Below are 24,023 nucleotides of genomic sequence, written 5' to 3' on the forward strand. Positions count from 1 at the left end.
CGAACCAAAGGAGCAATCGTGATCGAAGAGACCATGTCAGAGGCAACCGCGCGCATGGACAAGGCAGTCGAGGCGGCGAAGGAAGATTTCGCAACCATACGCACTGGCCGTGCCAACCCGTCCCTGTTTTCGAAGGTCGTCGTGAACTACTACGGCTCGCCGACGCCGCTGCAGCAGCTGGCATCCTTCCAGAACCCGGAAGCACGCACGCTGCTCATCACGCCGTTCGACCGCTCCGCGCTCTCTGAGATCGAGAAGGCCCTCCGTGACTCAGATCTTGGCGCCAACCCGTCCAACGACGGCAACGTCATTCGTGTGGTTCTTCCCGAACTGACCGAGGAGCGGCGCAAGGAATACGTCAAGGTAGTGCGCGGCAAGGCTGAAGACGCCAAGATCCAGATCCGGAACATCCGCCGCAAGGCCAAGGACGGCATTGACAAGGCGGTCAAGGACGGTGACGCCGGCGAGGACGACGGCGCCCGCGCCGAGAAAGACCTCGACGCACGGACGAAGTCCCACACTGACACCATCGACGACATGCTCAAGCGCAAGGAAACCGAGCTGCTCGAAGTCTGATGAGCGACTCCCAGCCTTCTCCAGAGGCTGGCCGCACGCCTGCCGCTGATGCTGCAAACGCTGATGCCGCGCACCAGGCGCCGGCCGGTCCGCCGGCTTCCGGTGCGCTGTCCGGCAGGCGTGCACTGCGCGAAGGGGCACTCCAGAGCAAAAGCATGTTCAAGCGCCGTCCGCCCCGTGCCAAGTCCGGCGAGCCCTCACGGGCAGGGCGGAACCTTCCCGCGGCCATCGGGGTCGGGCTTGCGCTGCTGATCTCGCTGCTGGTCGGCATGCTGTTCCTTCCCCTTGCGTTCGTGGCGCTGACCACGATGATCGGCGTCGTCGGCGTCTGGGAAGTCGGCAGGGCGCTTGAGGTGCGCCAAATCAAGGTTCCCACCGTTCCGGCGCTGGCTGCCGGCGTGGCGCTGCCTTTCGCCGCCTACCTCGGCGGCCCTGAGGCGTTGGCATTCGCCACAGTGGTGTCCGTGACCGCGATCGCTCTGTGGCGCAGCCTCGACCCTGCGCCCGACGCCGCGCGGAGCATCATGGCGGGAACCTTCGTCCTCCTCTGGGTACCGTTCCTCCTGAGTTTCGCAATGCTGCTGCTGCAGGAGCCTTCGGGACCGATCAAGGTGGCAACCCTGCTGCTGCTCGTGGTTGCCAATGACACCTTCGGCTACCTGGTGGGGGCGTTCTTCGGCAAGCACGCCATGGCACCCCGGATCAGCCCGAAGAAGTCCTGGGAAGGCTTTGGCGGGTCGATCGGCGGAGCAATGGTTGTCGGCGTACTTGCAGTGGTTTTCCTGTTGGACAGGCCCTGGTGGGTCGGTATCTGCCTGGCGGTCGCCGTTGTCGCCGCGGCTACCGCCGGAGACCTCGCCGAGTCCATGATCAAGCGGGAACTCGGAGTCAAGGACATGAGCAGCATTCTGCCTGGACACGGCGGCGTGATGGACCGGCTTGACTCGATTGTTTTTGCTTCGCCGGTTGCGTTCCTGCTGTCCGTTACATTGGTACCCGGGACCCTATAGAACTTGACGACGGCGCGTCGTGACTGCGCCGTTGCACCGAAGCCGTTGCAAAGAAAGTGAAACGCACAACTATGGATGGAGCTCGCAACGGCAGTTCGCCGTTCGCCCGTGTCGGCCGCCGTGAATACGGCTATAGGGCAAAGCAGGTCGACAGGTTCCTGACCCGTGCACGCACCTTCTACAACTCGGACGGCACCGACGGTGAGCCTGTGACCAGTGCCGAAGTCCGCACCACCGCCTTTGATCCTGCCCGGGGCGGATATGAACCACGCGCGGTCGATGCCGCACTGGACCGGCTGGAAGACGTCTTTGCCCAGCGGGAGCGGGACACCCTGATCGCGGCGAGCGGCGAACAGGCGTGGCTGATGCAGATCGGGCGCACGTCCGCCGTCCTGAGGAGCAGGCTGCACAGGCCGCCGGGGGAGCGGTTCCGGCGTCCTTCCCGGAAGAACACGACCAGCTATGACATCGAGGACGTAGATGCCCTCTGCAACGAGCTGCTCGGGTACTTCGAGAGGGACATGCCGCTCAGCGTCGATGTAGTTCGCCGGGCCGTTTTCCGTGAAGCTATCGGCCAGGACGGGTACGAGGAGACCCAGGTGGATGCCTTCCTAGACCGCGTGGTTGAACTCATGGCGGCCATCGACTAGCTTCCGGGCACGTACCAGTACCGTCACACAGCCTCAGGCGTATGCAGCCGCGCAAGCACCCGTGCTGTGTTCATCGGCCGGCGGTTTGCGGTCAGCCGCGACACCGTGATGGTGACCGCAAACGCGGCAGGGACCGTCCAGAGCGCGGGCAGCTGGAGCCACTGCGGGGCCTGATCCATACCCAGGCCCGCAGCTATCAGGATCGATCCGCCGCACAGAACCGCCCCGGAAACCATGCCCGCGATGGCTCCTGCATCCGTGAGCCCCCGCCACCAGATGCCGAGCACCAGCAGCGGGCAGATCGTGGAGGCAGTGAAGGCAAAAACCATGCTCACGCTGCCGGCCAGGGCAAGGGTGTCCGTCAGCAGGGCAAACCCCAGCGGTATGAGCGCCGAGACAATCGCCGCCCATCGGAACCCGGAAACGCTGGCACGGAAGAAGTCCTGACTCACCACGCCGGCCAGCGAGACCACAAGACCGCTGGTGGTCGAGAGGAATGCGGCGAATGCACCGGCCGTGACGAATGCCGACAGGATGTCTCCGCCAACGCCGTCGAAAATGCGGCTCGGGAGCAGCAGCACGGTGGCATCGGCCGCGCCGCGGACCGCCAGATCCGGAGTGTGGATCCGTCCCAGCAGTCCATACAGCGTCGGGAAGAGGTAGAACACGGAGAGCAGCCCCAGCACCAGCAGGGTTGTCCGGCGGGCGGAAGCGCCGTCCGGGTTCGTATAGAAACGCACCAGCACGTGGGGCAGTCCCAAGGTACCGAAGAGCAGGGCGATGACCAGCGAGATGTTCTGGTACTGGGTGGCATCGGCGGTGGTGTTGAGTTCCGGTGCGAAGACCGCGCCGTCGTTCGTGATCGATTCACCGGTGCCGGTCAGCTGAACCAGGATGAAGACAATGGGGACGGCAAGCGCAGTCAGCTTCAGCCAGTACTGGAAGGCCTGGACAAAGGTGATGGACCGCATGCCGCCGGTAATGACGCTGAGGCAGACAACCACGACGACGGCGACGGAACCTACCCACGACGGCAGCCCGGTAGTGATCCGCACGGTAAGGGCGGCGCCGTGCAGCTGCGGCACGATGTAGAGCCAGCCGACGGCGATGACGAGGAGGCTGGTGATCCGGCGGACATTGCGGGACTCGAGGCGGGCTTCAGCGAAATCAGGAATGGTGTAGGCGCCGGAGCGCCGCAGGGGAGCGGCCACGAACAGCAGGAGCATGAGGTAACCGGCCGTGTAACCGATGGGGAACCACAGCGCATCCACCCCGGAGAGCAGGATCAGGCCGGCCACGCCGAGGAAGCTGGCTGCTGAGAGGTATTCGCCCCCGATCGCCGAGGCGTTCCACCAGGGTCGCACCGTACGCGAGGCCACGTAGAAGTCACCGGTGGTCCGGGAGATCCGGAGTCCATAGATGCCGATCAGGACGGTGGAGACCGCGACCATCACCAGTGACACGTAACCGACCACAGGGTTCAGCTCAGGGAATGTCACCGGTCGTCCACCAGGTCCCGGAAGCGCTGCTCAATGCGCCCGGCGCTTCGCACATACAGGACGGCGCAGCCAATCACGAGCGGATAGATGCCCAGGCCGAGCAGGAGCCAGGGAACGGGCACGGTTGCGACGGTCCACGTGGTGACGGCCGGGAAGATGCTGAACAGGATGGGGATGCCCACCAGGATCACAAGGAAACCGGAGGCGACCACCACGGCGAGGCGCAGCTGGGATCGGATGAGTGAACGCACAAACAGCTCGCCGACGTCGGACTGTTCAGCCATCTCCCGCGAGACGGGAAAGGTTCCGGCGGGCCCGGCGGCGGAGTGCGGCGCGGTGACCCGAACCCGGGCCGGGCGGTCCTCAGGCTCTGTCACGTTCGTTACTGTCCCGGCCTCAGGCGGGTGGCTTCCAGCTTGCCGCGGATCTGGGACAGGTGCCGCCGGCTGACGGGCAGTTCCGCCTCGCCCACGAGGACACTTGCCCTGCCCGACCCGAGCTTGACCTGGGTCACCTGATCCATGGCCACGAGGTAGGAGCGGTGCGTCCGCAGGAAACCGGCATCGGCCCATTGCCGTTCAAGGTCGTTGAGTGGAATGCGGATGAGGTAGCTCGCCTCGGCCGTATGCAGCCGGGCGTAGTCGCCCTGCGCCTGCACGTAGCGGATCTCGTCGCGCCGGATCATCCTGCTGATGCCGCCCTGATCCACGGTGATGACGTCCGGGGTGGCTGCGCCGTCCTCCATCAGCTCGCAGATCCGCCGGACGGACTCGGTCAGCCTTTCCGTGCGCACCGGCTTGAGCAAATAATCGACGGCGCGAAGTTCGAACGCCTCCAGCGCCCGGTCCTCGTCCGCCGTGACGAAGACGACGGCGGGAGGCCGGCTGAAGCGCGAGATGACCCTGGCGATGTCCAGCCCTGAGAGGGACGGCATGTGGATGTCGAGGAACAGTGCATCTATCGGGTGGCTTTGCAGGATCCGGAGAGCCTCGGCGCCGCTGGACGCCTGATGGATTGCGTCGATGCGGGCGTCCTTGGAGAGCAGGAAGCCGAGTTCGGCGAGCGCCGGGAGTTCATCGTCCACGATGACCACGTTGACCATGCTCCTTAGGTTACGCGGTCGATCAGGCGTCCGCGCCACGGGACGCAGGGCAACCCTCAGGTCTGGTGGGCGGGCTGGGATTTCGGAACGCGCAGCGTGATCAGGGTGCCGGCGCCGGGTGCGGTATCGATGATCAGCCCATGGGCGTCACCGTACACCTGACGCAGCCTGGAATCGACGTTCCGCAGCCCCACGTGGACTCCGTCGACGTGCCCGGCAAGGACGGCGCGCAGGCGATCGGGATCCATCCCCACGCCGTCGTCCTCGACGGTGACCACCGCGTAGGCGCCGGCGTCGTGCGCTGTGATGGTGATGTTGCCTGTTCCGTCCTTTGAGTCGAGGCCGTGGCGGACGGCGTTCTCCACCAGCGGCTGGAGGCTGAGGAAGGGGATCACGGTGCTGAGCACCTCCGGACCGATCTGGAGGCTGACGCGGAGCCGGTCACCGAAACGCGCCCGCTCCAGCAGCAGGTAGCGGTCGATGGACCTCAGCTCCTCCGCCACGGTGGTGAAGTCGCCGTGGCGGCGGAAGGAGTAGCGGGTGAAGTCGGCGAACTCGACCACGAGCTCCCGCGCCCGCTCCGGGTCCGTATTGATGAAGGACGCGATGGCGTTCAGGGAGTTGTAGATGAAGTGCGGGCTGATCTGCGCCCGGAGCGCACGGACCTCGGCCTCCATCAGTTGGGTGCGCGAGGAGTCCAGCTCGGCCAGCTCCACCTGGGTGGCCACCCAGGCGCCGACCTCATTCGTCGCGCGGACGAGCCCTGCGCTGACTGTCGGTGCGAAGGCTCCCACCGTTCCCACCACCCGGCCGTTTACCCGGATAGGTGCCAGAACTGCCTCGGCAAGTCCTTCCTCTCCTCCGGTCACCGGCCCCAGCCGGAGCCTCTTGAAGATCTGCGTCCGCCCGCTGGAGAGGACCTCCTGCACAACGGTCATCACCTCAGCGGGTTCGGCGGAGGTGCCATCCCACGCCAGGACGCCGTTCAGGTCCGTCACCAGGAGAGCCTGGCTGCGCAGCAGGCCCCGCAGGTGCCGTGCCGCCTTCGACGCTCCGCCGGGCGTCAGGCCGGTCCTCAGGTGCTCAGAGGCCAGCGCAACGGTGTGCAGCGTCGCGTAGGTGGCGCGGTCCGCGTCGGAACCGAGGTCACGGTAGGAACGGGAGAACCTGAAGCCGAGGACCGCCACCACCGCGAGGGTGACGAGAACGACGGCGCCGACCAGCGCGGCGTCGACGGCGGGGCTCAGCATGGGTCAAGAGTAGCCGTGAACCCCGCCATGCCCTGAACCGTTCGGCACGGTGGCCTTGAATCGTCTGGCGCAGTGGCCGTGAGCCGTTCGGCGCAGGCGCGCACCGTTTATCGCAGGCCGACGCGCGTTGGGCGATGTGCCTGCCCAAGGTGCTGGCGCCCTCACGCGATGTGACCAACAGTGATGGGAGTCACACTCCCTCGTTCCCTGCCGTCCAGTGCGGTACTGATCCTGCGTGGGAGCCTAACGAGGAGGTATCAATGGGCCACGACCCATCCGCACCCGGCGCACCGCCGTCGGCGTCCGTGGACTTCACGGAAGTCCAGCAGCGGCCGCAGTTTCAGGAATTGAGGAAGCGTCACCGCAGCTTCGTTTTTCCCATGGCAGCAGCATTCCTGCTGTGGTACTTCCTGTACGTGCTGCTCGCTGACTACGCACACGAATTCATGTCCACGCCCGTATGGGGGAACGTCAACATCGGACTGCTCCTTGGGCTGCTGCAGTTTGTCAGCACCTTCGGGATCACCATGTGGTACGTCAGCTACGCCAACAGGAGACTCGATCCCATCGCCGAGGAACTGCGCAACGACCTCGAAGACGCCGCACCTGAGGTATTCAATGCCCCAGAGGGAGGAACCAAATGAGGCAGTACCTGCCGCTGCAGACCGTTGAGACGACGCAGGTCGGCGAGCCCTGGCTGAACATCACCATTTTCGGCATTTTCGTGGCAATCACCCTGGTGATCGTGCTGCGCGCGAGCCGCAACAACAAGACGGCGGCGGACTACTACGCTGCCGGACGATCCTTCACCGGCCCGCAGAACGGAACGGCTATTGCCGGGGACTACCTGTCCGCCGCGTCCTTCCTCGGCATCGTGGGCGCCATTGCGATCAACGGCTATGACGGATTCCTGTACTCGATCGGCTTCCTCGTCGCCTGGCTGGTGGCACTGCTCCTCGTCGCGGAACTGCTCCGCAACACGGGAAAGTTCACGATGGCGGACGTCCTGTCCTTCCGGCTGCAGCAGCGTCCCGTACGGATAGCAGCGGCCATCACCACGCTCGCTGTCTGCTTCTTCTACCTCCTGGCGCAGATGGCCGGAGCCGGCGCCCTGGTGTCCCTGCTCCTCGGCATCGACGATCGGCTGGGACAGTCCCTCGTCATCACCGTGGTTGGCGGGCTCATGATCCTGTACGTGCTGATCGGCGGCATGAAAGGCACCACCTGGGTCCAGATCATCAAGGCCTGCCTGCTCATCGCGGGCGCATTCGTGATGACCATCTGGGTGCTCGCCCTGCACGACTTCAACCTCTCGACCCTGCTCGGTGCCGCCATCGAGACCTCCGGCAACCCTGCCATCACCGGCCCGGGGCTGCAGTACGGCGCCTCGGGCACCACCCGCCTGGACTTCGTGTCCCTGGCCCTGGCGCTCGTCCTGGGAACCGCGGCCCTGCCGCACGTTCTCATGCGCTTCTACACCGTTCCCACAGCCAAGGAAGCCCGCCGCTCAGTGGTGTGGGCGATCTGGCTCATCGGAGCGTTCTACCTGTTCACGCTGGTTCTCGGCTACGGCGCCGGAGCCCTCATCGGCGCTGACCGGATCAACAATGCACCCGGCGGCGTCAACTCGGCCGCACCGCTCCTGGCGTTCGAACTCGGCGGGCCGTTCCTGCTGGGAATCATCTCCGCAGTTGCCTTCGCCACCATCCTCGCGGTGGTTGCGGGACTTACCATTACCGCCGCCGCATCCTTCGCGCATGACATCTACGCGAACGTGGTTCGCCGGGGCAAGGTGGATCCGGACGGTGAGGTGAAGGTGGCGCGCCGCACCGTCGTCGTTATCGGTGTGCTGTCGATTGTCGGCGGAATAGGTGCGCAGGGACAGAACGTTGCGTTCCTCGTCGCGTTGGCCTTCGCCGTGGCGGCGAGCGCCAACCTGCCAACCATCATCTACTCGCTGTTCTGGAAGAAGTTCAACACCCAGGGCGCGCTGTGGAGCATGTACGGCGGCCTGCTCACCGCAATCATCCTGATCGCGTTCTCGCCGGTGGTCTCCGGCGGGGAGAAGTCGATGATCCAGACGGCTGACTTCTCCTGGTTCCCGCTCAGCAATCCGGGCATCGTCTCGATCCCGCTGGCGTTCTTCCTGGGCTGGCTCGGCACCGTGCTGGCCAAGCGGACTGAGGATGCGCAGAAGCAGGCGGAGATGGAGGTCCGCTCGCTGACAGGGGTAGGCGCGGAAAAGGCGACCAACCACTAGTCCCAACTAGACGCAGCAGGGGCCGGAATCATGTCGATTCCGGCCCCTTCTGTCATCTTCGCGAACTTGCCTGTTCATGAACTCGCTTGTTCAGTGACCGGGATGCTCCGCCGGCGCGGGAACCAGGCCGTGCTCGCCGTGCGGCACCGCATTGTCACCGGCCGTTGATGCGGCGAGTCCCGGCGTCGTAATTCCGGCAACCAGGACGGCACAGAGGAAGAGCCCGGTGAGAAGCCTGCCGGGGGAGAGCTTCGCGCCGGCAGCTGAACGGTCTGCCCGCCGGTGCAGGGCGCCGCGGCAACCGAGCTGCAGGAGGACGAGCGCCAGTGCGGAGGCAAGCGTGAGGTCGAAGTTCCTGCTTTCGGCCGGCGCGAGCAGCGCACCCCACACCAGAACACCCAGCACGACGGCGGCGGCACCGGGAAGAACGGCGGGCACCACCACTGCCAGCAGGGCAGGAACCCGGTTCCGCCCGGGCGTTCCGCGCAGCGCCAGAATTCCCCACAGGGTAAGTGCGGCCGCCCACAGCCCGGTGAGCATTCCCACCACAACATTCAGGATGCCGCCGGCAGCCAGCAGGGCGTCGGCTGCGAGGGCAAAGAACGTCAGGCCTGAGCCGAGGGCAGTGAATCCGGCCAGCAGGCGGAGCAGTTCACCCGTGGTGCCCTGCTCCGCGTCGGCGCGCGGTTGAAAAGCGGGCAGGGCCCGCTCCTCAACCGCAGCACTGTTCATCAAAGCGACGTCCGGACTACGCGGTGTGTGCGTGGGTGCTGGCGGTGCGCACGTTCTTGTCCTGTGACAGGCCTACGCCCAGCAGGAGGACGGCGCTCGCGAGGTGCAGAACGTTGTCGGCACCGTTGAGGGCAATGATGTTCAGCGAGGTGCCGACCAGGAAGAGCCCGAGGATGCCCACCAGGAGGTAGACCGCACCCACGGTGGTGTTGACGCCCTTGGCGGCGCTCACCGAGTTGAGGCCGGCAAGCAGCAGTGCTGCGCCGATGGCCAGGTGGATGATGTTGTGGAGCGGGTTGACCTCGAAGATGATGAGCGTGTTGCCCTCAGTGGCGAAGAAGCCGACTCCGGCGGTAACGAAGAAGCCGAGGATTCCGACGAGCAGGTAGACGACTCCGAAGACGGTTGCGAGTAGCCGGTTGGGGGAGGTTCCCATGGTGATGCCTTTCGTGTGATGTGCGCTCCCTGGTGGAGCTCTGCACACCATTCGGATCAGTGCTCACTTTGGATGGTTCTGCTGTTCGGATCAGGAATGGAAGAGGTTACTCCGCGGAACCGCGCTCCAGCAGGGGCTCCATGCGGTAAGGGATCAACTCGTGCATGGCGAGGGAGGTATCGCAGCGTTCCACTCCGTCGCAGGCCAGGATCTTTCCATTGATCCGGAAGAGGTCTTCGGCGTCCACTGACACCACGCGGACCAGGATGTCCGCCTGCCCGGTCAGCCCGTGCGCCTCGAGGACCTCGGGGATACCGGCGAGCTGGCCGGTGATGGAGCCGAGTTTCCGCTGGTCCACGTGGACATTGATGAACGCGGTGAGCGGGTAGCCGAGCGCTGCCGGATTGATCCGCCGTTCAAAGGACAGGAACGTCGAATTCTTCTCCAGCCGGGTCATCCGTGCCTGGACGGTATTGCGCGAGAGCCCCAGCTTCTGGGCGAGGGCGACGACGGTCCGCCGGGAGTCCCGCGCCAGTGCGAGAAGGAGCCGCGTGTCAGTGGCATCAAGGGGCTGCATAGTGCGCAACGGTAGCACGGCGCGAAGGCAGCAAATCGAGCACAATGCTCAGTCATTCCATGTTCGGTTGTGCTGTGTGGCTTGCGTGAGTATCGTCACACTAAACCTCGGGCAACGGCGCCCTCGGCCCGCCGAACACCCACGGATCGGCGTCGGAGGCTGCGGTTGACCGGTGTACAAACGCCGAAGCCGGTAAGAAGAAGGATGAGTGAACGTGCCTCTGAACAACGATGCGGATGCCACGCAGGATGAGCTGGTCCAGCTCATTGCGCCCAATGGCGAACGCCGAAGCAACGCCGCGTATGACCGCTGGGTCTCCGACGTCGACGACGCCGCTCTGCAGGCCCTGTACGAGGACATGATCGTCATCCGCCGGATCGACGCCGAAGCCACGGCTCTCCAGCGCCAGGGTGAGCTTGCGCTCTGGCCGCCGTTGCTGGGACAGGAAGCGGCGCAGATTGGCTCCGGCCGCGCTCTGCGCGAAGATGACTTTGTTTTCTCCAGCTACCGCGAGAACGGCGTTGCCTACTGCCGCGGCGTGGACCTCACGGATCTCCTGCGCGTCTGGCGGGGCAACGCCTCCGCCGGCTGGGATCCCTACGCCATCAACATGGCCCCGCCGCAGGTCATCATCGGCGCGCAGACCCTGCACGCCACCGGATACGCCATGGGTGTCCTGGCGGACGGTGCGGACTCCGTTGCGGTCACCTACTTCGGAGACGGCGCCACGAGCCAGGGCGATGTCAACGAGGCAATGGTCTTTGCCGCCAGCTACCAGGCGCCCGTCATCTTCTTCTGCCAGAACAACCAGTGGGCCATCTCCGAGCCGGTCGGGTTGCAGGCACACGTGCCCATCGCCCACCGCGCGCCCGGATTCGGCATCCCCTCCGTCCGCGTGGACGGCAACGATGTGCTCGCGTGCCTCGCCGTTACCCGTGAGGCGCTCGACCGCGCCCGGACCGGCGGCGGTCCCACCTTCATCGAGGCGGTGACCTACCGGATGGGCCCGCACACCACGGCCGATGACCCCACCCGCTACCGGGACGCGAACGAGCTTGAGGACTGGGCCGCGAAGGATCCCATCGCACGCCTGGCCGCGCTTCTGGACGCACGCGGCCTGCTGTCCGCGGAGGTGGCGGATTCCGTCAAGGCCACCGCCGACGACGTCGCCGCCCGGCTTCGCGAGGGCTGCATCTCTATGCCGGAGCCGCAGGTCCTTGACGTCTTCAAGCACGTCTACAGTGAGCCGAATTCATGGCTCGATCGCCAGCAGGACTCCTATGAGCAGTATCTGAAGTACTTTGATTCCGCCGACGCAGATACCGCTGCATCCAACTCCTCCAGGGAGGTGAGCCGCTGATGTCCACCATGACATTCGGCCGTGCCATCAACGCAGGCCTTCGCAGGGCCATGGAAAATGACCCGAAGGTTGTCCTGATGGGCGAGGACATCGGAAAGTTGGGCGGCGTTTTCCGCATCACCGACGGCCTGCAGAAGGACTTCGGGTCCCACCGCGTCCTCGATACGCCGCTCGCGGAGTCCGGCATCATGGGCACGGCAGTCGGCCTGGCCTACCGTGGCTACCGTCCCGTCGTCGAAATCCAGTTCGATGGCTTCATCTACCCGGCGTTCGACCAGATCGTGTGCCAGGTTGCCAAGCTGCACTACCGGACCCAGGGTGCAGTCAAGGTGCCGCTGACCATCCGGGTGCCGTTCGGCGGCGGTATCGGATCCCCGGAGCACCACTCGGAGTCCCCGGAAGCGTACTTCACCCACACGTCCGGGCTGCGGGTGGTGAGCGTCTCCAACCCCCAGGATGCTTTTGTGATGATCCAGCAGGCCATTGCGAGCGATGACCCTGTGCTCTACTTCGAACCGAAGCGCCGCTATCACGTGAAGGGTGAGGTGGACGAGGGCGTGGACCTGGGCGCCACCAGCATGAATGACGCGAAAGTGGTTACCGAGGGCAGCGACGTCACGCTCGTCACCTACGGGCCTCTGGTGCCGACGGCACAGAACGCCGCCATTGCAGCCTCCGACGACGGCATTTCGATCGAGGTGATTGACCTGCGCTCCCTGGCTCCGATTGACTTCGCCACCGTGGAGAAGTCGGTGCGGAAAACCGGACGCCTGGTCATTACGCATGAAGCCGCTCAGTCAGGCGGCCTCGGCGCCGAAATTGCGGCGAGCATCACCGAGCGTTGCTTCTACCACCTGGAGCACGCACCGGTCCGCGTGACGGGATTCGACATCCCGTACCCCTACTCCAAGCTTGAGTTCCATCATCTACCGGATCTGGACCGCATACTCGATGGAGTTGACCGCGCCCTGGGCCGGTCAAACTCCCTTAGCTCCCGCAGTGGACTGGAAGGATAGTGTCACCGGTGATCAAGGAATTCCGACTGCCCGACCTCGGCGAAGGCCTGACTGAATCGGAGATCGTCGCCTGGCATGTAGCGGTGGGCGACACCGTGGAGCTGAACCAGGTCATCGCGGACGTTGAAACCGCGAAAGCGGTCGTGGAACTGCCGTCGCCGTACGCGGGCGTTGTGGCGAAGCTGCACGAGCAGCCCGGAACGGTTGTGGAGGTCGGCTCGCCGATCGTGTCCTTCGACGTGCCGGGTTCCGGCGGACCCTCCACCAATTCTCCGGACGCCTCAGCGGACACAAACGACGACGACGCGCCGCCGGCCAAGCGGGAACCCAACCTCGTGGGGTACGGAGCGGCTGTTGAGAAGACGGGCCGGCCCGCGCGGCGGGCTCGGCGCAGCAGCGGAGCGGCAGAGCCTGCCCGCGCTGCAGAACCCGTTGGCGCTCCTGTGATGGCTGAGGCACCGCAGCCCTCCGTTCCGGCGGAGGCGCAGCTGGAGCGTCCGCGGTCAACCCCGCCGGTACGCAAGCTTGCACGTGATCTCGGCATCGACCTCACCGCTCTGAACGGCAGCGGTCCACAGGGTCTCATCACCCGCGAAGACGTGCTGGCGGCACAGGGGGGATCCGGTCAGGAGGGATCCGGAGAGCAGGGATCCGACCGTGGGGTGCAACCTGCAGAGACAGGCGGGGCGCCGGCGTCGCGCATGAGTGGCAAGCGGGAGACACGCACACCGATCAAGGGCGTGCGGAAGCACACCGCCGCTGCCATGGTGGCCAGTGCCTTCACTGCGCCGCACGTCACCGAGTTCCTGACCGTGGATGTCACGGCTTCCATGGACCTGCTGGCACGGTTGAAAACGAGCAGGGCGTTCGCAGATGTCCGCATTACTCCGTTGGTGCTGGTGGCCAAAGCACTGTGCATCGCGCTGGACCGCAATCCCACGCTGAACTCCCGGTGGGATGAGGCCGCCCAGGAGATTGTGCAGCATCACTACGTGAACCTGGGCATTGCAGCCGCTACTCCGCGCGGCTTGGTCGTCCCGAATATCAGGGATGCGCACACGCTCGGGCTCCGCGAGCTGGCAGATGCGCTCAAAGGATTGACGGAAACGGCACGTGCCGGCAAGACCAGTCCCGCGGATCTCTCCGGCGGGACCATCTCCATCACCAACGTCGGTGTGTTCGGCATTGACGCGGGCACGCCGATCCTCAATCCGGGAGAAGCGGCGATCCTGGCCATGGGGTCGGTGCGGAAAATGCCGTGGGAGTACCAGAATGAGGTTGCCCTGCGGCAGGTCATGACCCTCAGCCTGTCCTTCGACCACCGGCTGGTGGACGGCGAACAGGGCTCACGCTTCCTCGCGGATATCGGGACCATCCTGTCCGACCCGGGCATGGTCCTGACGATGGTCTGACGGACCTGTCCACCTCGGGTTGGGCCGCCCGTCCACCCTGAACTTTTGTGCAGCTCCGGTGACTTCGACAAGCGTCGAAGTCACCGGAGCTGCACAAAAGTTCCGTTCTTGGGAGCGTTAGCGAAGCTCGAGGACGAGCTCCCTGACCACCGCGCCGCGAGCGTTCGCGAAACCCTGCGTCTCACCGACCTGGGTGAATCCGTAGCGTTCGAGGATCCGGATCGAATTGGTGTTGTCTGCGACTGCGCGTGCCCGGAGCGGGCGCTCGGTGAACTCTTCGAGGAAGAGGCCGACTGCCGCCGTCGTAATTCCCTGGCCCCAGCGCGCCTTGTCGATCCAGTAACTGATCTCGGGGATGTCGGCGTCGCGGTAGGCGAGAATACTTCCCACCACCGCTCCGTCAGCCTCGATGGTGCGGACTGTGACCGTGGGGTCATTGAGGATGTTCTGCCAGTGGAGGTCGAAGACCCCCCGGTCCGAGGGGTTCTTGGCACTGAAGGCGGCCATGTGGTTGGCGCTGGGGTCGAGTTGGTGTGAGAAGAACTCGTCCAGATCGGTGGGTTCAACGGCGCGTAGCGTGATCACTGGAGACTTTCCGGTAGGCGGAACAGGGGTGGTTTCTGCGAGGTTCGGGTGCACGTGAGGTGCTCTACTCATCAGCGTACTAGGACGCGGGAAGTGGCGCCCCGTGTGCACTCATGCCTCCACGGTGAGGGCGGCCCACGCCATTTCCTCAAGCAGCTGGCGCAGGTCTGCGGTGTCCTTGCTGCTGCGGCGACGGTGAGTGGAGTGCGGGGTGGAGTTGATGAGCCCGAATGCGGCGTGGGCCTTGCGGCGCAGATGGGTTCTGTCTGGTTGTTGCGCGAGAGCGGCGAGGGCATCCACCCATACCTCCACGTAGGTGCGCTGCAGGGAACGCACGGTCTCCTGGTCCTCATCAGCCAGGGAGCTGAGATCCCTGTCCTGAACCCTGATGACGTTGGCATTGCGGAGTGCAAAGTCCACCTGGAACTCGATCAGCCCGCGGAGCGCCTGCTGGGGGCCGGGGGATTCAGCAACAACGGCACGGCTGCCCTCGAGCAGATCCTGGCTGACGCCGGCCAGCAGCGCGGCGAGCACTGCTGGTTTTCCGCTGAAGTGCCGGTACACCGCCGGTCCGCTGACACCGGCTGCTGCTCCCAGGTCCTCGATGGAGACTCCGTTGTAGCCGCGCTCGGCGAACAGTTGCGCGGCCGCATCCAACAGTGCCGCTCGCCGTGAGGCCTTGGCGAGGCTGCGGCCGGTCATCCGGGTGGGAGCTGGGGCGTCCATGCCTGTCTTTCTTCGGTGGAGGAACTTCGGTGGCGGAATACTTCGGAGGGGATTCCTCCATTCTGGTGGACAGTTCGGTTAATAGCTACTAACCTAAATTTGAGTTAATCCCTGCTAACTGAGTGGTTGCGTGCGTGAAGTTTGAAGGCTCGCGCGCGGACCGAAAGGACGTCAATGGAGACCCTGGCCTCGCGACTGGACCCGAACGCCGAAGCGTTCCGGCAGAACGACGCCGGCCAGCGCGCACTCGCTGCCGAGCTGCGGGACCGGCTCGCTGACTCTGCCCTCGGCGGCCCGGAGCGTTCCCGCGAACGTCACGTCAGCCGCGGGAAGCTGCTGCCGCGGGACCGGATCGACCACCTGCTCGATCCGGGCAGTCCGTTTCTGGAGATAGCCCCGCTGGCCGCCAACGGGATGTATAACGACGAGAGCCCCGGAGCGGGAGTCATCGCGGGTATCGGTCTGGTGCACGGACGTCACGTCCTCGTCATTTCCAATGACGCCACAGTCAAGGGCGGCACCTACTATCCGATGACGGTCAAAAAGCACCTTCGCGCCCAGGAGATCGCGCTGGAGAACAACCTGCCCTGCGTGTACCTGGTGGATTCAGGCGGAGCGTTCCTGCCCCGACAGGATGAGGTATTCCCGGACCGCGAGCACTTCGGCCGCATCTTCTACAACCAGGCCACCATGTCCGCGCGGAAGATTCCGCAGATCGCCGCAGTCATGGGCTCGTGCACCGCAGGTGGAGCGTATGTTCCGGCGATGAGTGATGAAACGGTGATCGTCCGGAACCAGGGAACCATCTTCCTCGGCGGCCCGCCGCTGGTGAAAGCCGCCATCGGTGAGATCGTCACCGCCGAAGAGCTCGGCGGCGGGGACGTGCACGCGAAGACGTCCGGCGTTGTCGACCATCTCGCGGAGAACGACCAGCACGCACTGGAGATCGTTCGGGATATTGTCTCGACCCTGCCCGTGCCGGAGCAGGCGTGGGCGCCTGCTGTTCCCGAAGAACCAGCCGTGGAGCCGGAGAGCCTCTACGGCGCCGTGCCGGTCGACGTGAATGCGTCCTATGACGCCCGGGAGATCATCGCGCGCATCGTGGACGGCAGTAAGTTCCACGAGTTCAAGAAGGAGTACGGCACCACTCTCGTCACCGGTTTTGCCACACTGCATGGCCACCACGTGGGCATCGTTGCCAATAACGGCGTGCTCTTCGGCGAGTCAGCTCTCAAAGGCGCCCACTTCATCGAACTGTGCGACCAGCGGGGCATTCCGCTGATCTTCCTGCAGAATCTCTCGGGTTTCATGGTCGGCCGCGACTATGAAGCCGGCGGCATCGCCAAGCACGGGGCAAAGATGGTCACAGCGGTGGCGACGTGCCGCGTGCCCAAGCTGACCGTCGTCGTCGGCGGTTCCTTCGGTGCGGGTAACTATTCGATGTGCGGGCGCGCCTACTCGCCGCGCTTCCTCTGGATGTGGCCGGCCAGCCGCATTTCCGTCATGGGCGGCAACCAGGCGTCTTCCGTGCTGAGCACGGTCAAGCGCGACCAGCTGGAAGCGCGCGGGCAAGAGTGGAGCGCCGAGGATGAGGAGGCGTTCAAAGCTCCTATCCGCGAGCAGTACGAAGCACAGGGGAGTCCCTACTACTCCACCGCGCGGCTCTGGGACGACGGCATCATTGACCCGGCGGACACCCGCCGTGTGCTTGGCCTCGCGCTCGATGTCTGCGCCAACGCGCCGCTGCCGGAGACCTCCTTCGGCCTCTTCAGGATGTGAGTGAGATGCCCCTTTTTGAAACAGTCCTGGTAGCCAACCGCGGTGAAATCGCCTGCCGGGTGATCCGGACGCTACGCGCACTGGGCATCCGCTCGGTCGCCGTGTACAGCGACGCCGACGCCGGTGCACGCCACGTGCTAGAGGCTGATCAGGCAGTGCGGATCGGCCCGGCTGCCGCTGCCTTGAGCTACCTCAACATTGAAGCGATCATCGCGGCTTGCAAGGCGACCGGCGCCGACGCCGTGCATCCCGGATACGGGTTCCTCAGCGAGAACCAGGCCTTTGCCCGCGCGCTCGAGGAAGCCGGCCTGGTGTTCATCGGGCCGCGGGTCCACGCCCTCAACGTCATGGGTGACAAGATCCGGTCCAAGAACCACGTCAGCGGCTTCGACGTGCCCGTGGTCCCCGGCATCGCTGAGTCGGGCCTGACCGACGAAGACCTCATCGAAGCAGCCGGCCAGGTGGGCTACCCGCTGCTCATCAAGCCCTCGGCCGGCGGCGGCGGCAAAGGCATGCACGCCGTGGAACGCGCTGAAGATCTCTCGGAGAGCCTCAAGACGGCGCGCCGCGTTGCAGCGTCCGCCTTCGGTGATGACACCCTGTTCCTCGAGCGGCTCATCCGCACACCGCGGCACATCGAGGTGCAGGTGCTCGCGGATTCCTATGGCAACGTGATTCACCTGGGGGAGCGGGAGTGCTCGCTGCAGCGGCGGCACCAGAAGGTCATCGAGGAAGCTCCCTCGGCGCTTCTTGACGAGGCGACCCGCGCGCGGATCGGCGAGGCCGCGTGCAACGCGGCCCGCAGCGTGGACTACGTGGGGGCCGGGACCGTTGAGTTCCTGGTGTCCGACGACGCGCCGGATGAATTCTTCTTCATGGAGATGAATACGCGGCTCCAGGTCGAGCACCCCGTCACCGAAATGGTGACAGGCGTGGACCTCGTCGAGTGGCAGGTGCGTATCGCCGCCGGCGAGAAGCTCACGCTGGCACAGGACGACGTCGTCCTCACCGGCCACGCAGTGGAAGCGCGCGTGTACGCGGAAGACGCGGAGGCGGGCTTCCTGCCCTCGGCGGGGACCGTCGTCGACCTGGCCGAACCGCAGGGTGAGGGCATTCGGGTTGATAGCGCGCTGCTGCCGGGGCTGGAAATCTCCCCCACCTATGATCCGATGCTGTCGAAGGTCATTGCGTGGGCGCCGTCCCGCTCGGAGGCCCTCGACCGGCTGAATTCTGCGCTTGCGCGCACCCGGATAGCGGGCCTGCGCACCAATGTGGAGTACCTCCGCCTGCTCATCAATGACGACGACGTCCGCGCCGGCCGGCTCGACACCACCATGATCGAGCGGAAGCTTCCCCACCTCGCCTTCCGGACGGCCTCCGACGCGGAGATCGCTGCGGCCGCCGTCGTACTGGCAGGGCATTCCACAGGTGGCGGTGCGGCCTCCCCGTGGCACTCAAGGGACGGCTGGCGCATTGGCGGGGTGCACGCGGCAACACCCGTTCAGCTTCAGGTCGGGAACACTTCGCCGCAGACCGTGTTCCTGACGCGCGACGGCGCGCGCAGTGTGGTTGCTCTCAATGACAATCGCTATGAGGTTGACTGGCTCGTCGATGGGGAGGGAAACGGGACGGGCCGCGCTGTTGTCGACGGTGTCACGCTGGATACCCGGTTCGCCTCGAACGGCTCCACACTGTGGCTGACGGATGCCGGTTGGTCCCAGCCAGTACGGATGCTGAGCCGCGAGGAGGTCCTCCAGACACAGCTGGCTTCCATTGCCCGAACGGACGGCGCCGCCGATCCGGAAGTGCGCTCGCCGATGCCCGGCACGGTGATCACGGTGAACGTCGCCGATGGTGATTCCGTTGCCGAAGGGCAGGTGCTTGTGAGCGTCGAAGCAATGAAGATGGAACACCAGCTCACCGCGACAGTGTCCGGCACCGTTGCTATCACCCTCAGCCCGGGTGACCTCGTGTCAGCAAACCAGGTTGTTGCCCGCATTCACCCCGTCCCGTCCGGCGAGGCAGAAGATCCTGCCGCCGGAACAGTTCCCACCGAACAGGAAGAGCCCCAATCATGAACTTTGAACTGAGCGAGGAATACCAGGACCTGGTTGATACCGTCCGGGAGTTTGCTGACCAGGTCGTGGCGCCGGTATCCGCCAAGCACGATGAAGAGCACAGCTTCCCCTACGAGGTCATTGCCCAGATGGGCGAGATGGGCCTGTTCGGGCTCCCGTTCCCGGAGCAGTACGGCGGCATGGACGGCGATTACTTCGCGCTGTGCCTGGCCCTTGAGCAACTGGCGCGGGTCGACCAGTCGGTGGCGATCACCCTCGAGGCGGGCGTCTCACTGGGCGCCATGCCCGTGTACCGGTTCGGTACCGAGGAACAGAAGCAGCAGTGGCTGCCGATGCTGACCAGCGGTGAGGCGCTCGCCGGGTTCGGGCTGACCGAATCAGAGGCCGGCTCTGACGCTTCCGGCACCAAGACCAACGCGAAGCTGGTTGACGGTGAGTGGGTCATCAACGGCAGCAAGGAGTTCATCACCAACTCCGGAACCGATATCACGCGGCTGGTCACGGTCACCGCCGTCACTGACACTGCCACGCGGGAGGACGGCTCGGTGAAGAAGGAGATTTCCACCATCCTCGTGCCCACCGACACACCGGGCTTCACGGCGGAAAAAGCGTACAACAAGGTTGGCTGGAACGCGTCGGACACTCACCCGCTGACCTTGAAGGACGTGCGCGTACCGGAAGCCAACCTGCTCGGGACGCGGGGGCGCGGTTACGCGAACTTCCTCCAAATCCTCGACGAGGGCCGTATCGCCATCGCTGCGCTCGCTACCGGAGCCGCCCAGGGCTGTGTAGAGGAATCCATCCGCTACGCCAAGGAACGCCAGGCCTTCGGCGCCAATATCGGCAGCTACCAGTCGATCCAGTTCAAGATCGCGCGGATGCAGGCACGCGCTCACACTGCCCGGCTCGCGTACTACGACGCCGCTGCGCGGATGCTCGCGGGCAAGCCGTTCAAGACCCAGGCATCCATCGCTAAGCTGGTCGCAGGCGAGGCAGCGATGGACAACGCCCGCGATGCCACGCAGATTTTCGGCGGCTACGGGTTCATGAATGAGTTCACGGTGTCCCGCCACTATCGTGACTCGAAGATCCTCGAGGTTGGAGAGGGAACCACCGAGGTGCAGCTGATGCTGATTGCCCGCGAACTGGGACTCTGAGCCGGGCAGTCGGCCACTCACCTGATTGAAACGAGTAAGGGAGAAGCAGTGATAGACAAAGTCGTCGCCTCAGCAGCCGAGGCCGTAGCGGACATTCCTGACGGCGCGTCCCTGGCCGTGGGCGGGTTCGGGCTCTGCGGTATTCCTGTGGCCCTCATCGATGCGTTGCACCAGCAGGGAACCAAGGAACTCGAAACCATCAGCAACAACTGCGGTGTGGACGGCTGGGGCCTGGGACGGCTCCTTGACGACCACCGGATCCGGCGCACCATCAGCTCGTATGTCGGTGAGAACAAGGAGTTCGCCCGCCAGTACCTCGCGGGGGAACTTGAGGTTGAGCTGACGCCGCAGGGAACGCTGGCGGAGAAGCTGCGGGCCGGCGGCGCCGGCATTCCCGCCTTCTACACGACTGCCGGGGTAGGCACGCAGGTGAGCGAGGGCGGGCTGCCCCAGAAATACGACGACGCCGGCAACATCGCCATTGCTTCCTCCCCCAAGGAAGTGCGGGAGTTTGACGGGCAGGACTACGTGCTGGAGGAGTCAGTCACACCTGACTTCGCCCTCGTCCATGCGTGGAAGGGCGACCGCCACGGGAACCTGGTGTTCCACGCGACGGCCATGAACTTCAACCCGCTCTGTGCGCAGGCCGGCCGCATCACTATCGCGGAGGTGGAGGAACTGGTGGAGCCGGGCGAGCTCGATCCGGAGCACGTCCATATTCCCGGCATCTTCGTTCAGCGGGTTGTGCATGCGCCGGACACCGAAAAGCGCATCGAGAAGCGGACGGTTTCCCTGACTACCTCCAGCCCGGAAGAATTCTCCGGCCAGGCGAAGGAGCTCTAACCATGGCCCTGACACGTAACGAACTGGCTGCGCGGGTGGCGCAGGAGCTGGAGAACGGGCAGTACGTGAACCTGGGCATCGGCATGCCCACGCTCATTCCCAACTACATTCCTGCAGGCGTTGAAGTGGTACTTCACTCGGAGAACGGAATCCTCGGTGTCGGACCGTATCCCACGGAGGACCAGCTGGACCCGGACCTGATCAACGCGGGCAAGGAGACTGTGACCGTCAATGACGGCGCGGCCTTCTTCGATTCCGCTTCCTCCTTCGGCATGGTGCGGGGAGGGCACGTCGACGTCGCTGTCCTCGGTGCCATGGAAGTTGCCGCCAACGGGGATCTGGCCAACTGGATGATCCCGGGCAAGATGGTCAAGGGCATGGGCGGCGCCATGGACCTGGTGTTCGGAGCCAAGCGGCTGATCGTCATGATGGAGCACGTGGACCGGAACTCCAACCCGAAGATTGTCGAGCGGTGCTCGCTGCCGCTGACGGGCAAGGGGTGCGTGGACCGCATCATCACCGACCTCGCCGTCATTGACGTGGATTCCGGGCGCAACTCAGGAACGCTGATCCTTCGTGAGACCGCTCCAGGAGTCAGCGTTGATGACGTGATCGCGGCCACCGGTGCCCCGTTGGAGGTCGACCTCGATGAGCGGTAAGGAACCAGCGCCCGGAACAGTGGTGCAGCGCGGCCTCTACTATGACGAACTGCAGACGGGCGTGGTGTATGCGCACCGTCCGGGCAGGACGCTCACTGAAGCGGACAACGTCCTGTTTACCACCATGACCATGAATACGCAGGCGCTGCATCTTGATGCTGCGTGGAGCGGGGAACAGCCCTTCGGGCAGCGGTTGGTGAACTCGATGCTGACGCTGGCGACCGTCGTCGGGCAGTCAGTCACGCAGCTCACGCAGGGGACCATCGTGGCGCAGCTGGGACTGACGGACATTTCCTTCCCCAAGCCGGTCTTCCATGGCGACACCCTGTACACCGAGACGGAGATCACCGAGAAGCGGCCGTCGAAGTCCCGCCCCGGCCAGGGGCTCGTGACCATGAAACATACCGGACGCAATCAGGACGGCGAGATCGTGGCGCTCGCTACCCGCACCGTCCTGATGTGGACGGCTGTGGCGCATGGAGTCGGGGAGCGCGTTCATGACTGACTTCGGCATGGGCCCTGCCCTGCTCTTTTGCCCTGCTGACCGTCCCGAGCGGTACTCCAAGGCAGCAGAGCGCGCGGACGCCGTCATCCTCGACCTCGAAGACGCGGTTGCCCCTGAGAGCAAGGCAGCAGCCCGCGAAGCCCTGATCGCGAACCCGCTTGATCCTGCGAGGACCATCGTGCGGGTGAATCCCGCCCAGAGCCACGAGTTCGCGCTGGACCTGCAGGCGCTTCGGGACACCCAGTACCGCACGGTCATGCTGGCCAAGGCGGAGGGCGTAGAGGACCTGTGGTCGCTGAACGGTTTCAGTGTTGTCGCGCTCTGCGAGACGGCGTGCGGAGTGCTGAAGGCGACCGAGCTTGCCGAGGAACCCAACGTCGTCGCCCTCATGTGGGGAGCCGAGGATCTGGTTGCCTCGCTGGGTGGTACGGGCAGCCGTAAGGAGGACGGCAGTTACCGCGACATCGCGATGCATGCCCGCTCCACGGTCCTCCTGGCGGCGGCCGCTGCAGGGAAGCAGGCGATTGATTCGGTCTACGTCAATATCCCGGACGTGGACGGGCTCGCCGCGGAGGCGCGTGACGCCGTCGCTTCGGGGTTCGGTATGAAGGCCTGCATCCACCCGAGCCAGGTCAGCATCATTCGGGAGGCCTACCAGCCTTCGGCCGACGAGGAACAGTTCGCGCGCGACGTGCTGGCAGCGGCGCAGCACGAGGGCGGCGTCTTTACCTTCCGCGGCACTATGGTGGACGGGCCGATCCTGCGGCATGCCGAGCAGACCCTCCGCAGGGCTGGCCAGCCCTAACGCGATGGTGTGAGCGTTGCCGCCTCAGGCTCCGAGTGACATGAGCCGCTGTCGCGGTGACTGGCGGTACCACTGGAGGGTACGCCGTATCCCGTCCTCATAGGCTGTCGGTTCCACCGGACCGAAGCGTTCCTGATAGGCGCTCGCATCCACTACGTGCGGCTGGTGAAACTGGTAGAGCATTTCGGCGCCTTCCTGCGCCACTTTCCACACCAGACCGAGCGCCCGAGCGGTTCCGGCGCCTACACGAAGCGCGCGCACTCGGCTACCTGACTCGGCTTCGAGGATTGACAGGAACTTCCGGGCGGTTATTGCCGGCGGAGTAGGAATATGCCACACCGAACCATAGGACGCCTCCTGCTCACCGAGCTCGATCATTCCACGGGCAAAATCGTCAATGAACAGCGGGCCGAGCGGCTGATCCATCGCACCCACCCACACCGCCGGCGAACGGCCGACGGCGGCCCCGAAGAGGTTGCGGGCCAGGAGGGACTCAACCTGGGGTCCATAGAGTTCGGGTGCCCGCGCTATCACCGTCCGGACCTCGCCGCGGGAATGGCTGGCCAGAACGCGCTCAGCCAGCCACGCGCGCAACACCCCCTTGTCGCTGACCGGACGATAGGGCAGATCCTCCCTCATCGCACCTTCAACCCGGCCGTACATCCACGTGTCATCCGCGAAGACCATGACCGCACCTGCGGCTCGCGCGCCGGCCAACACACCATCAACGGCTTTGGGGAAGGCCTCTCTCCACTGCACAAAGGGGACGTTGACGGCGTTGTAGACAACAGCCGCTCCCCGGCACAGCTCAATCATCCGATCCGGGTCGGTTGCATCGCCGGCGGCAACCTCCACACCCTCCGGCACCGGTATGCTGCCGCTGCGGTTGATGGCCCGTACCTGACGGGCGCGCCGGACTAGTTCGCGTACCAGCGCTCTGCCGGTGCCGCCGCTGGCTCCGACCACCACATGAATGCCAGTCACTCGCCGTCCTCCGCTTCGATCG

General features: G+C 65.1%; 25 protein-coding genes. 15 read left to right on the top strand and 10 right to left on the bottom strand.

The genetic code is table 11. The features are described 5' to 3' along the window. Positions 1 to 18: 18 nt before the first annotated feature. The 3 genes from frr to ACZ2GY_RS05505 all read left to right on the top strand — a co-directional run bounded on the left by frr (position 19) and on the right by ACZ2GY_RS05505 (position 2,236). Entirely contained in the window at positions 19 to 576 is a 558-nt protein-coding gene (gene frr, locus ACZ2GY_RS05495) for a ribosome recycling factor (protein ID WP_056548557.1), read from the top strand. A gap of 155 nt (positions 577 to 731) precedes the next feature. Next, positions 732 to 1,586 carry a phosphatidate cytidylyltransferase gene (locus tag ACZ2GY_RS05500; protein ID WP_346028925.1) on the top strand — a complete coding sequence of 285 codons (855 nt, stop codon included), beginning with the start codon at positions 732 to 734 and terminating at the stop codon, positions 1,584 to 1,586. 71 nt (positions 1,587 to 1,657) lie between these two features. Beyond that, complete coding sequence (locus tag ACZ2GY_RS05505; RefSeq protein ID WP_277359684.1) at positions 1,658 to 2,236, top strand: DivIVA domain-containing protein; 579 nt, start codon at positions 1,658 to 1,660, stop codon at positions 2,234 to 2,236. A gap of 23 nt (positions 2,237 to 2,259) precedes the next feature. Here the strand turns inward: ACZ2GY_RS05505 and ACZ2GY_RS05510 are convergent, their stop codons facing one another. From ACZ2GY_RS05510 to ACZ2GY_RS05525, 4 genes are read right to left on the bottom strand one after another with little or no spacing between them, the layout of a single operon-like run. Next, positions 2,260 to 3,720 (bottom strand): sodium/solute symporter, encoded by a 1,461-nt coding sequence (locus tag ACZ2GY_RS05510; protein WP_471673555.1) that lies wholly within the window; start codon positions 3,718 to 3,720, stop codon positions 2,260 to 2,262. Positions 3,721 to 3,731: 11 nt separating this feature from the next. After that, on the bottom strand, positions 3,732 to 4,112 hold the full coding sequence (locus ACZ2GY_RS05515; protein WP_318533045.1) for a DUF485 domain-containing protein: 381 nt from the start codon (positions 4,110 to 4,112) through the stop codon (positions 3,732 to 3,734). Between the two features lie 5 nt (positions 4,113 to 4,117). Beyond that, positions 4,118 to 4,837: a LytR/AlgR family response regulator transcription factor gene (locus ACZ2GY_RS05520; protein WP_056548551.1), complete on the bottom strand. Its 720-nt coding sequence runs from the start codon at positions 4,835 to 4,837 to the stop codon at positions 4,118 to 4,120. Between the two features lie 56 nt (positions 4,838 to 4,893). Next, complete coding sequence (locus tag ACZ2GY_RS05525) at positions 4,894 to 6,087, bottom strand: sensor histidine kinase (RefSeq protein ID WP_471673233.1); 1,194 nt, start codon at positions 6,085 to 6,087, stop codon at positions 4,894 to 4,896. Positions 6,088 to 6,347: 260 nt separating this feature from the next. Between ACZ2GY_RS05525 and ACZ2GY_RS05530 the strand changes: the two genes are divergently transcribed. Beyond that, a complete protein-coding gene (locus ACZ2GY_RS05530; protein ID WP_346028854.1) occupies positions 6,348 to 6,731 on the top strand; it encodes a DUF485 domain-containing protein in 384 nt (127 codons plus the stop codon). Continuing rightward, a complete protein-coding gene (locus tag ACZ2GY_RS05535; RefSeq protein ID WP_277359679.1) occupies positions 6,728 to 8,347 on the top strand; it encodes a solute symporter family protein in 1,620 nt (539 codons plus the stop codon). Before ACZ2GY_RS05530 ends, ACZ2GY_RS05535 begins: the two co-directional genes overlap by 4 nt. Before the next feature lie 90 nt (positions 8,348 to 8,437). Here the strand turns inward: ACZ2GY_RS05535 and ACZ2GY_RS05540 are convergent, their stop codons facing one another. The 3 genes from ACZ2GY_RS05540 to ACZ2GY_RS05550 all read right to left on the bottom strand — a co-directional run bounded on the left by ACZ2GY_RS05540 (position 8,438) and on the right by ACZ2GY_RS05550 (position 10,092). After that, the gene (locus tag ACZ2GY_RS05540) at positions 8,438 to 9,079 is read right to left on the bottom strand and encodes a hypothetical protein (RefSeq protein ID WP_346028855.1); all 642 of its coding nucleotides are present in this window, start codon (positions 9,077 to 9,079) and stop codon (positions 8,438 to 8,440) included. Between the two features lie 16 nt (positions 9,080 to 9,095). Beyond that, positions 9,096 to 9,515 (bottom strand): DUF4383 domain-containing protein, encoded by a 420-nt coding sequence (locus tag ACZ2GY_RS05545; protein ID WP_471673234.1) that lies wholly within the window; start codon positions 9,513 to 9,515, stop codon positions 9,096 to 9,098. Between the two features lie 106 nt (positions 9,516 to 9,621). Next, positions 9,622 to 10,092, bottom strand: coding sequence for an Lrp/AsnC family transcriptional regulator (locus ACZ2GY_RS05550; protein WP_056549215.1), 471 nt, complete (start codon positions 10,090 to 10,092; stop codon positions 9,622 to 9,624). A gap of 214 nt (positions 10,093 to 10,306) precedes the next feature. On the opposite strand from ACZ2GY_RS05550, the gene pdhA reads away from it, so the two are divergent. The 3 genes from pdhA to ACZ2GY_RS05565 are packed head-to-tail and all read left to right on the top strand — an operon-like array spanning position 10,307 to position 13,880. Continuing rightward, positions 10,307 to 11,452 carry a pyruvate dehydrogenase (acetyl-transferring) E1 component subunit alpha gene (gene pdhA / locus ACZ2GY_RS05555; protein WP_277359677.1) on the top strand — a complete coding sequence of 382 codons (1,146 nt, stop codon included), beginning with the start codon at positions 10,307 to 10,309 and terminating at the stop codon, positions 11,450 to 11,452. Next, positions 11,452 to 12,468 (top strand): alpha-ketoacid dehydrogenase subunit beta, encoded by a 1,017-nt coding sequence (locus tag ACZ2GY_RS05560; protein ID WP_346028858.1) that lies wholly within the window; start codon positions 11,452 to 11,454, stop codon positions 12,466 to 12,468. Before pdhA ends, ACZ2GY_RS05560 begins: the two co-directional genes overlap by 1 nt. Positions 12,469 to 12,476: 8 nt before the next feature. Further along, positions 12,477 to 13,880 (top strand): dihydrolipoamide acetyltransferase family protein, encoded by a 1,404-nt coding sequence (locus tag ACZ2GY_RS05565; protein WP_471673235.1) that lies wholly within the window; start codon positions 12,477 to 12,479, stop codon positions 13,878 to 13,880. A 117-nt stretch (positions 13,881 to 13,997) separates the two neighbouring features. Here ACZ2GY_RS05565 and ACZ2GY_RS05570 read toward each other — a convergent pair whose 3' ends face one another. Further along, positions 13,998 to 14,537, bottom strand: a complete 540-nt coding sequence (locus ACZ2GY_RS05570) for a GNAT family N-acetyltransferase (RefSeq protein WP_318533035.1) — start codon at positions 14,535 to 14,537, stop codon at positions 13,998 to 14,000. A gap of 39 nt (positions 14,538 to 14,576) precedes the next feature. Next, complete coding sequence (locus ACZ2GY_RS05575) at positions 14,577 to 15,191, bottom strand: SACE_7040 family transcriptional regulator (protein ID WP_471673236.1); 615 nt, start codon at positions 15,189 to 15,191, stop codon at positions 14,577 to 14,579. Between the two features lie 174 nt (positions 15,192 to 15,365). Here ACZ2GY_RS05575 and ACZ2GY_RS05580 point away from each other — a divergent pair, with 174 nt between their 5' ends. Genes ACZ2GY_RS05580 through ACZ2GY_RS05610 form a run of 7 tightly spaced genes read left to right on the top strand, consistent with a single transcriptional unit; the run spans position 15,366 to position 23,017 of the window. Then, positions 15,366 to 16,970 carry a carboxyl transferase domain-containing protein gene (locus ACZ2GY_RS05580; RefSeq protein ID WP_346028861.1) on the top strand — a complete coding sequence of 535 codons (1,605 nt, stop codon included), beginning with the start codon at positions 15,366 to 15,368 and terminating at the stop codon, positions 16,968 to 16,970. Positions 16,971 to 16,975: 5 nt separating this feature from the next. Continuing rightward, positions 16,976 to 19,048 (top strand): acetyl/propionyl/methylcrotonyl-CoA carboxylase subunit alpha, encoded by a 2,073-nt coding sequence (locus tag ACZ2GY_RS05585; protein ID WP_471673237.1) that lies wholly within the window; start codon positions 16,976 to 16,978, stop codon positions 19,046 to 19,048. Next, positions 19,042 to 20,205: an acyl-CoA dehydrogenase family protein gene (locus tag ACZ2GY_RS05590; protein ID WP_277359213.1), complete on the top strand. Its 1,164-nt coding sequence runs from the start codon at positions 19,042 to 19,044 to the stop codon at positions 20,203 to 20,205. Before ACZ2GY_RS05585 ends, ACZ2GY_RS05590 begins: the two co-directional genes overlap by 7 nt. A gap of 48 nt (positions 20,206 to 20,253) precedes the next feature. Continuing rightward, positions 20,254 to 21,048, top strand: coding sequence for a CoA transferase subunit A (locus ACZ2GY_RS05595; protein ID WP_471673238.1), 795 nt, complete (start codon positions 20,254 to 20,256; stop codon positions 21,046 to 21,048). A 2-nt stretch (positions 21,049 to 21,050) separates the two neighbouring features. Next, entirely contained in the window at positions 21,051 to 21,707 is a 657-nt protein-coding gene (locus tag ACZ2GY_RS05600) for a CoA transferase subunit B (protein WP_056548528.1), read from the top strand. Beyond that, the gene (locus ACZ2GY_RS05605; protein WP_277359197.1) at positions 21,697 to 22,212 is read left to right on the top strand and encodes a MaoC family dehydratase; all 516 of its coding nucleotides are present in this window, start codon (positions 21,697 to 21,699) and stop codon (positions 22,210 to 22,212) included. Before ACZ2GY_RS05600 ends, ACZ2GY_RS05605 begins: the two co-directional genes overlap by 11 nt. Continuing rightward, positions 22,205 to 23,017 (top strand): HpcH/HpaI aldolase/citrate lyase family protein, encoded by an 813-nt coding sequence (locus ACZ2GY_RS05610; RefSeq protein WP_346028864.1) that lies wholly within the window; start codon positions 22,205 to 22,207, stop codon positions 23,015 to 23,017. The genes ACZ2GY_RS05605 and ACZ2GY_RS05610 overlap by 8 nt, the downstream gene beginning before the upstream one ends. 24 nt (positions 23,018 to 23,041) lie before the next feature. Here the strand turns inward: ACZ2GY_RS05610 and ACZ2GY_RS05615 are convergent, their stop codons facing one another. Then, complete coding sequence (locus ACZ2GY_RS05615) at positions 23,042 to 24,001, bottom strand: NAD-dependent epimerase/dehydratase family protein (protein ID WP_471673239.1); 960 nt, start codon at positions 23,999 to 24,001, stop codon at positions 23,042 to 23,044. Between the last annotated feature and the right edge of the window lie 22 nt (positions 24,002 to 24,023).

Source organism: Arthrobacter sp. KKT183 (genome assembly GCF_055657625.1).

Coding starts and splice junctions, on each gene's coding strand:
- ACZ2GY_RS05500 (WP_346028925.1), top strand. CDS start 732: ATGTTCAAGCGCCGTCCGCCCCGTGCCAAGTCCGGCGAGCCCTCACGG.
- ACZ2GY_RS05570 (WP_318533035.1), bottom strand. CDS start 14,537: ATGAGTAGAGCACCTCACGTGCACCCGAACCTCGCAGAAACCACCCCT.
- ACZ2GY_RS05530 (WP_346028854.1), top strand. CDS start 6,348: ATGGGCCACGACCCATCCGCACCCGGCGCACCGCCGTCGGCGTCCGTG.
- ACZ2GY_RS05585 (WP_471673237.1), top strand. CDS start 16,976: ATGCCCCTTTTTGAAACAGTCCTGGTAGCCAACCGCGGTGAAATCGCC.
- ACZ2GY_RS05520 (WP_056548551.1), bottom strand. CDS start 4,837: ATGGTCAACGTGGTCATCGTGGACGATGAACTCCCGGCGCTCGCCGAA.
- ACZ2GY_RS05535 (WP_277359679.1), top strand. CDS start 6,728: ATGAGGCAGTACCTGCCGCTGCAGACCGTTGAGACGACGCAGGTCGGC.
- ACZ2GY_RS05560 (WP_346028858.1), top strand. CDS start 11,452: ATGTCCACCATGACATTCGGCCGTGCCATCAACGCAGGCCTTCGCAGG.
- ACZ2GY_RS05545 (WP_471673234.1), bottom strand. CDS start 9,515: ATGGGAACCTCCCCCAACCGGCTACTCGCAACCGTCTTCGGAGTCGTC.
- ACZ2GY_RS05600 (WP_056548528.1), top strand. CDS start 21,051: ATGGCCCTGACACGTAACGAACTGGCTGCGCGGGTGGCGCAGGAGCTG.
- ACZ2GY_RS05605 (WP_277359197.1), top strand. CDS start 21,697: ATGAGCGGTAAGGAACCAGCGCCCGGAACAGTGGTGCAGCGCGGCCTC.
- ACZ2GY_RS05610 (WP_346028864.1), top strand. CDS start 22,205: ATGACTGACTTCGGCATGGGCCCTGCCCTGCTCTTTTGCCCTGCTGAC.
- ACZ2GY_RS05580 (WP_346028861.1), top strand. CDS start 15,366: ATGGAGACCCTGGCCTCGCGACTGGACCCGAACGCCGAAGCGTTCCGG.
- ACZ2GY_RS05575 (WP_471673236.1), bottom strand. CDS start 15,191: ATGGACGCCCCAGCTCCCACCCGGATGACCGGCCGCAGCCTCGCCAAG.
- ACZ2GY_RS05505 (WP_277359684.1), top strand. CDS start 1,658: ATGGATGGAGCTCGCAACGGCAGTTCGCCGTTCGCCCGTGTCGGCCGC.
- ACZ2GY_RS05540 (WP_346028855.1), bottom strand. CDS start 9,079: ATGAACAGTGCTGCGGTTGAGGAGCGGGCCCTGCCCGCTTTTCAACCG.
- ACZ2GY_RS05550 (WP_056549215.1), bottom strand. CDS start 10,092: ATGCAGCCCCTTGATGCCACTGACACGCGGCTCCTTCTCGCACTGGCG.
- ACZ2GY_RS05525 (WP_471673233.1), bottom strand. CDS start 6,087: ATGCTGAGCCCCGCCGTCGACGCCGCGCTGGTCGGCGCCGTCGTTCTC.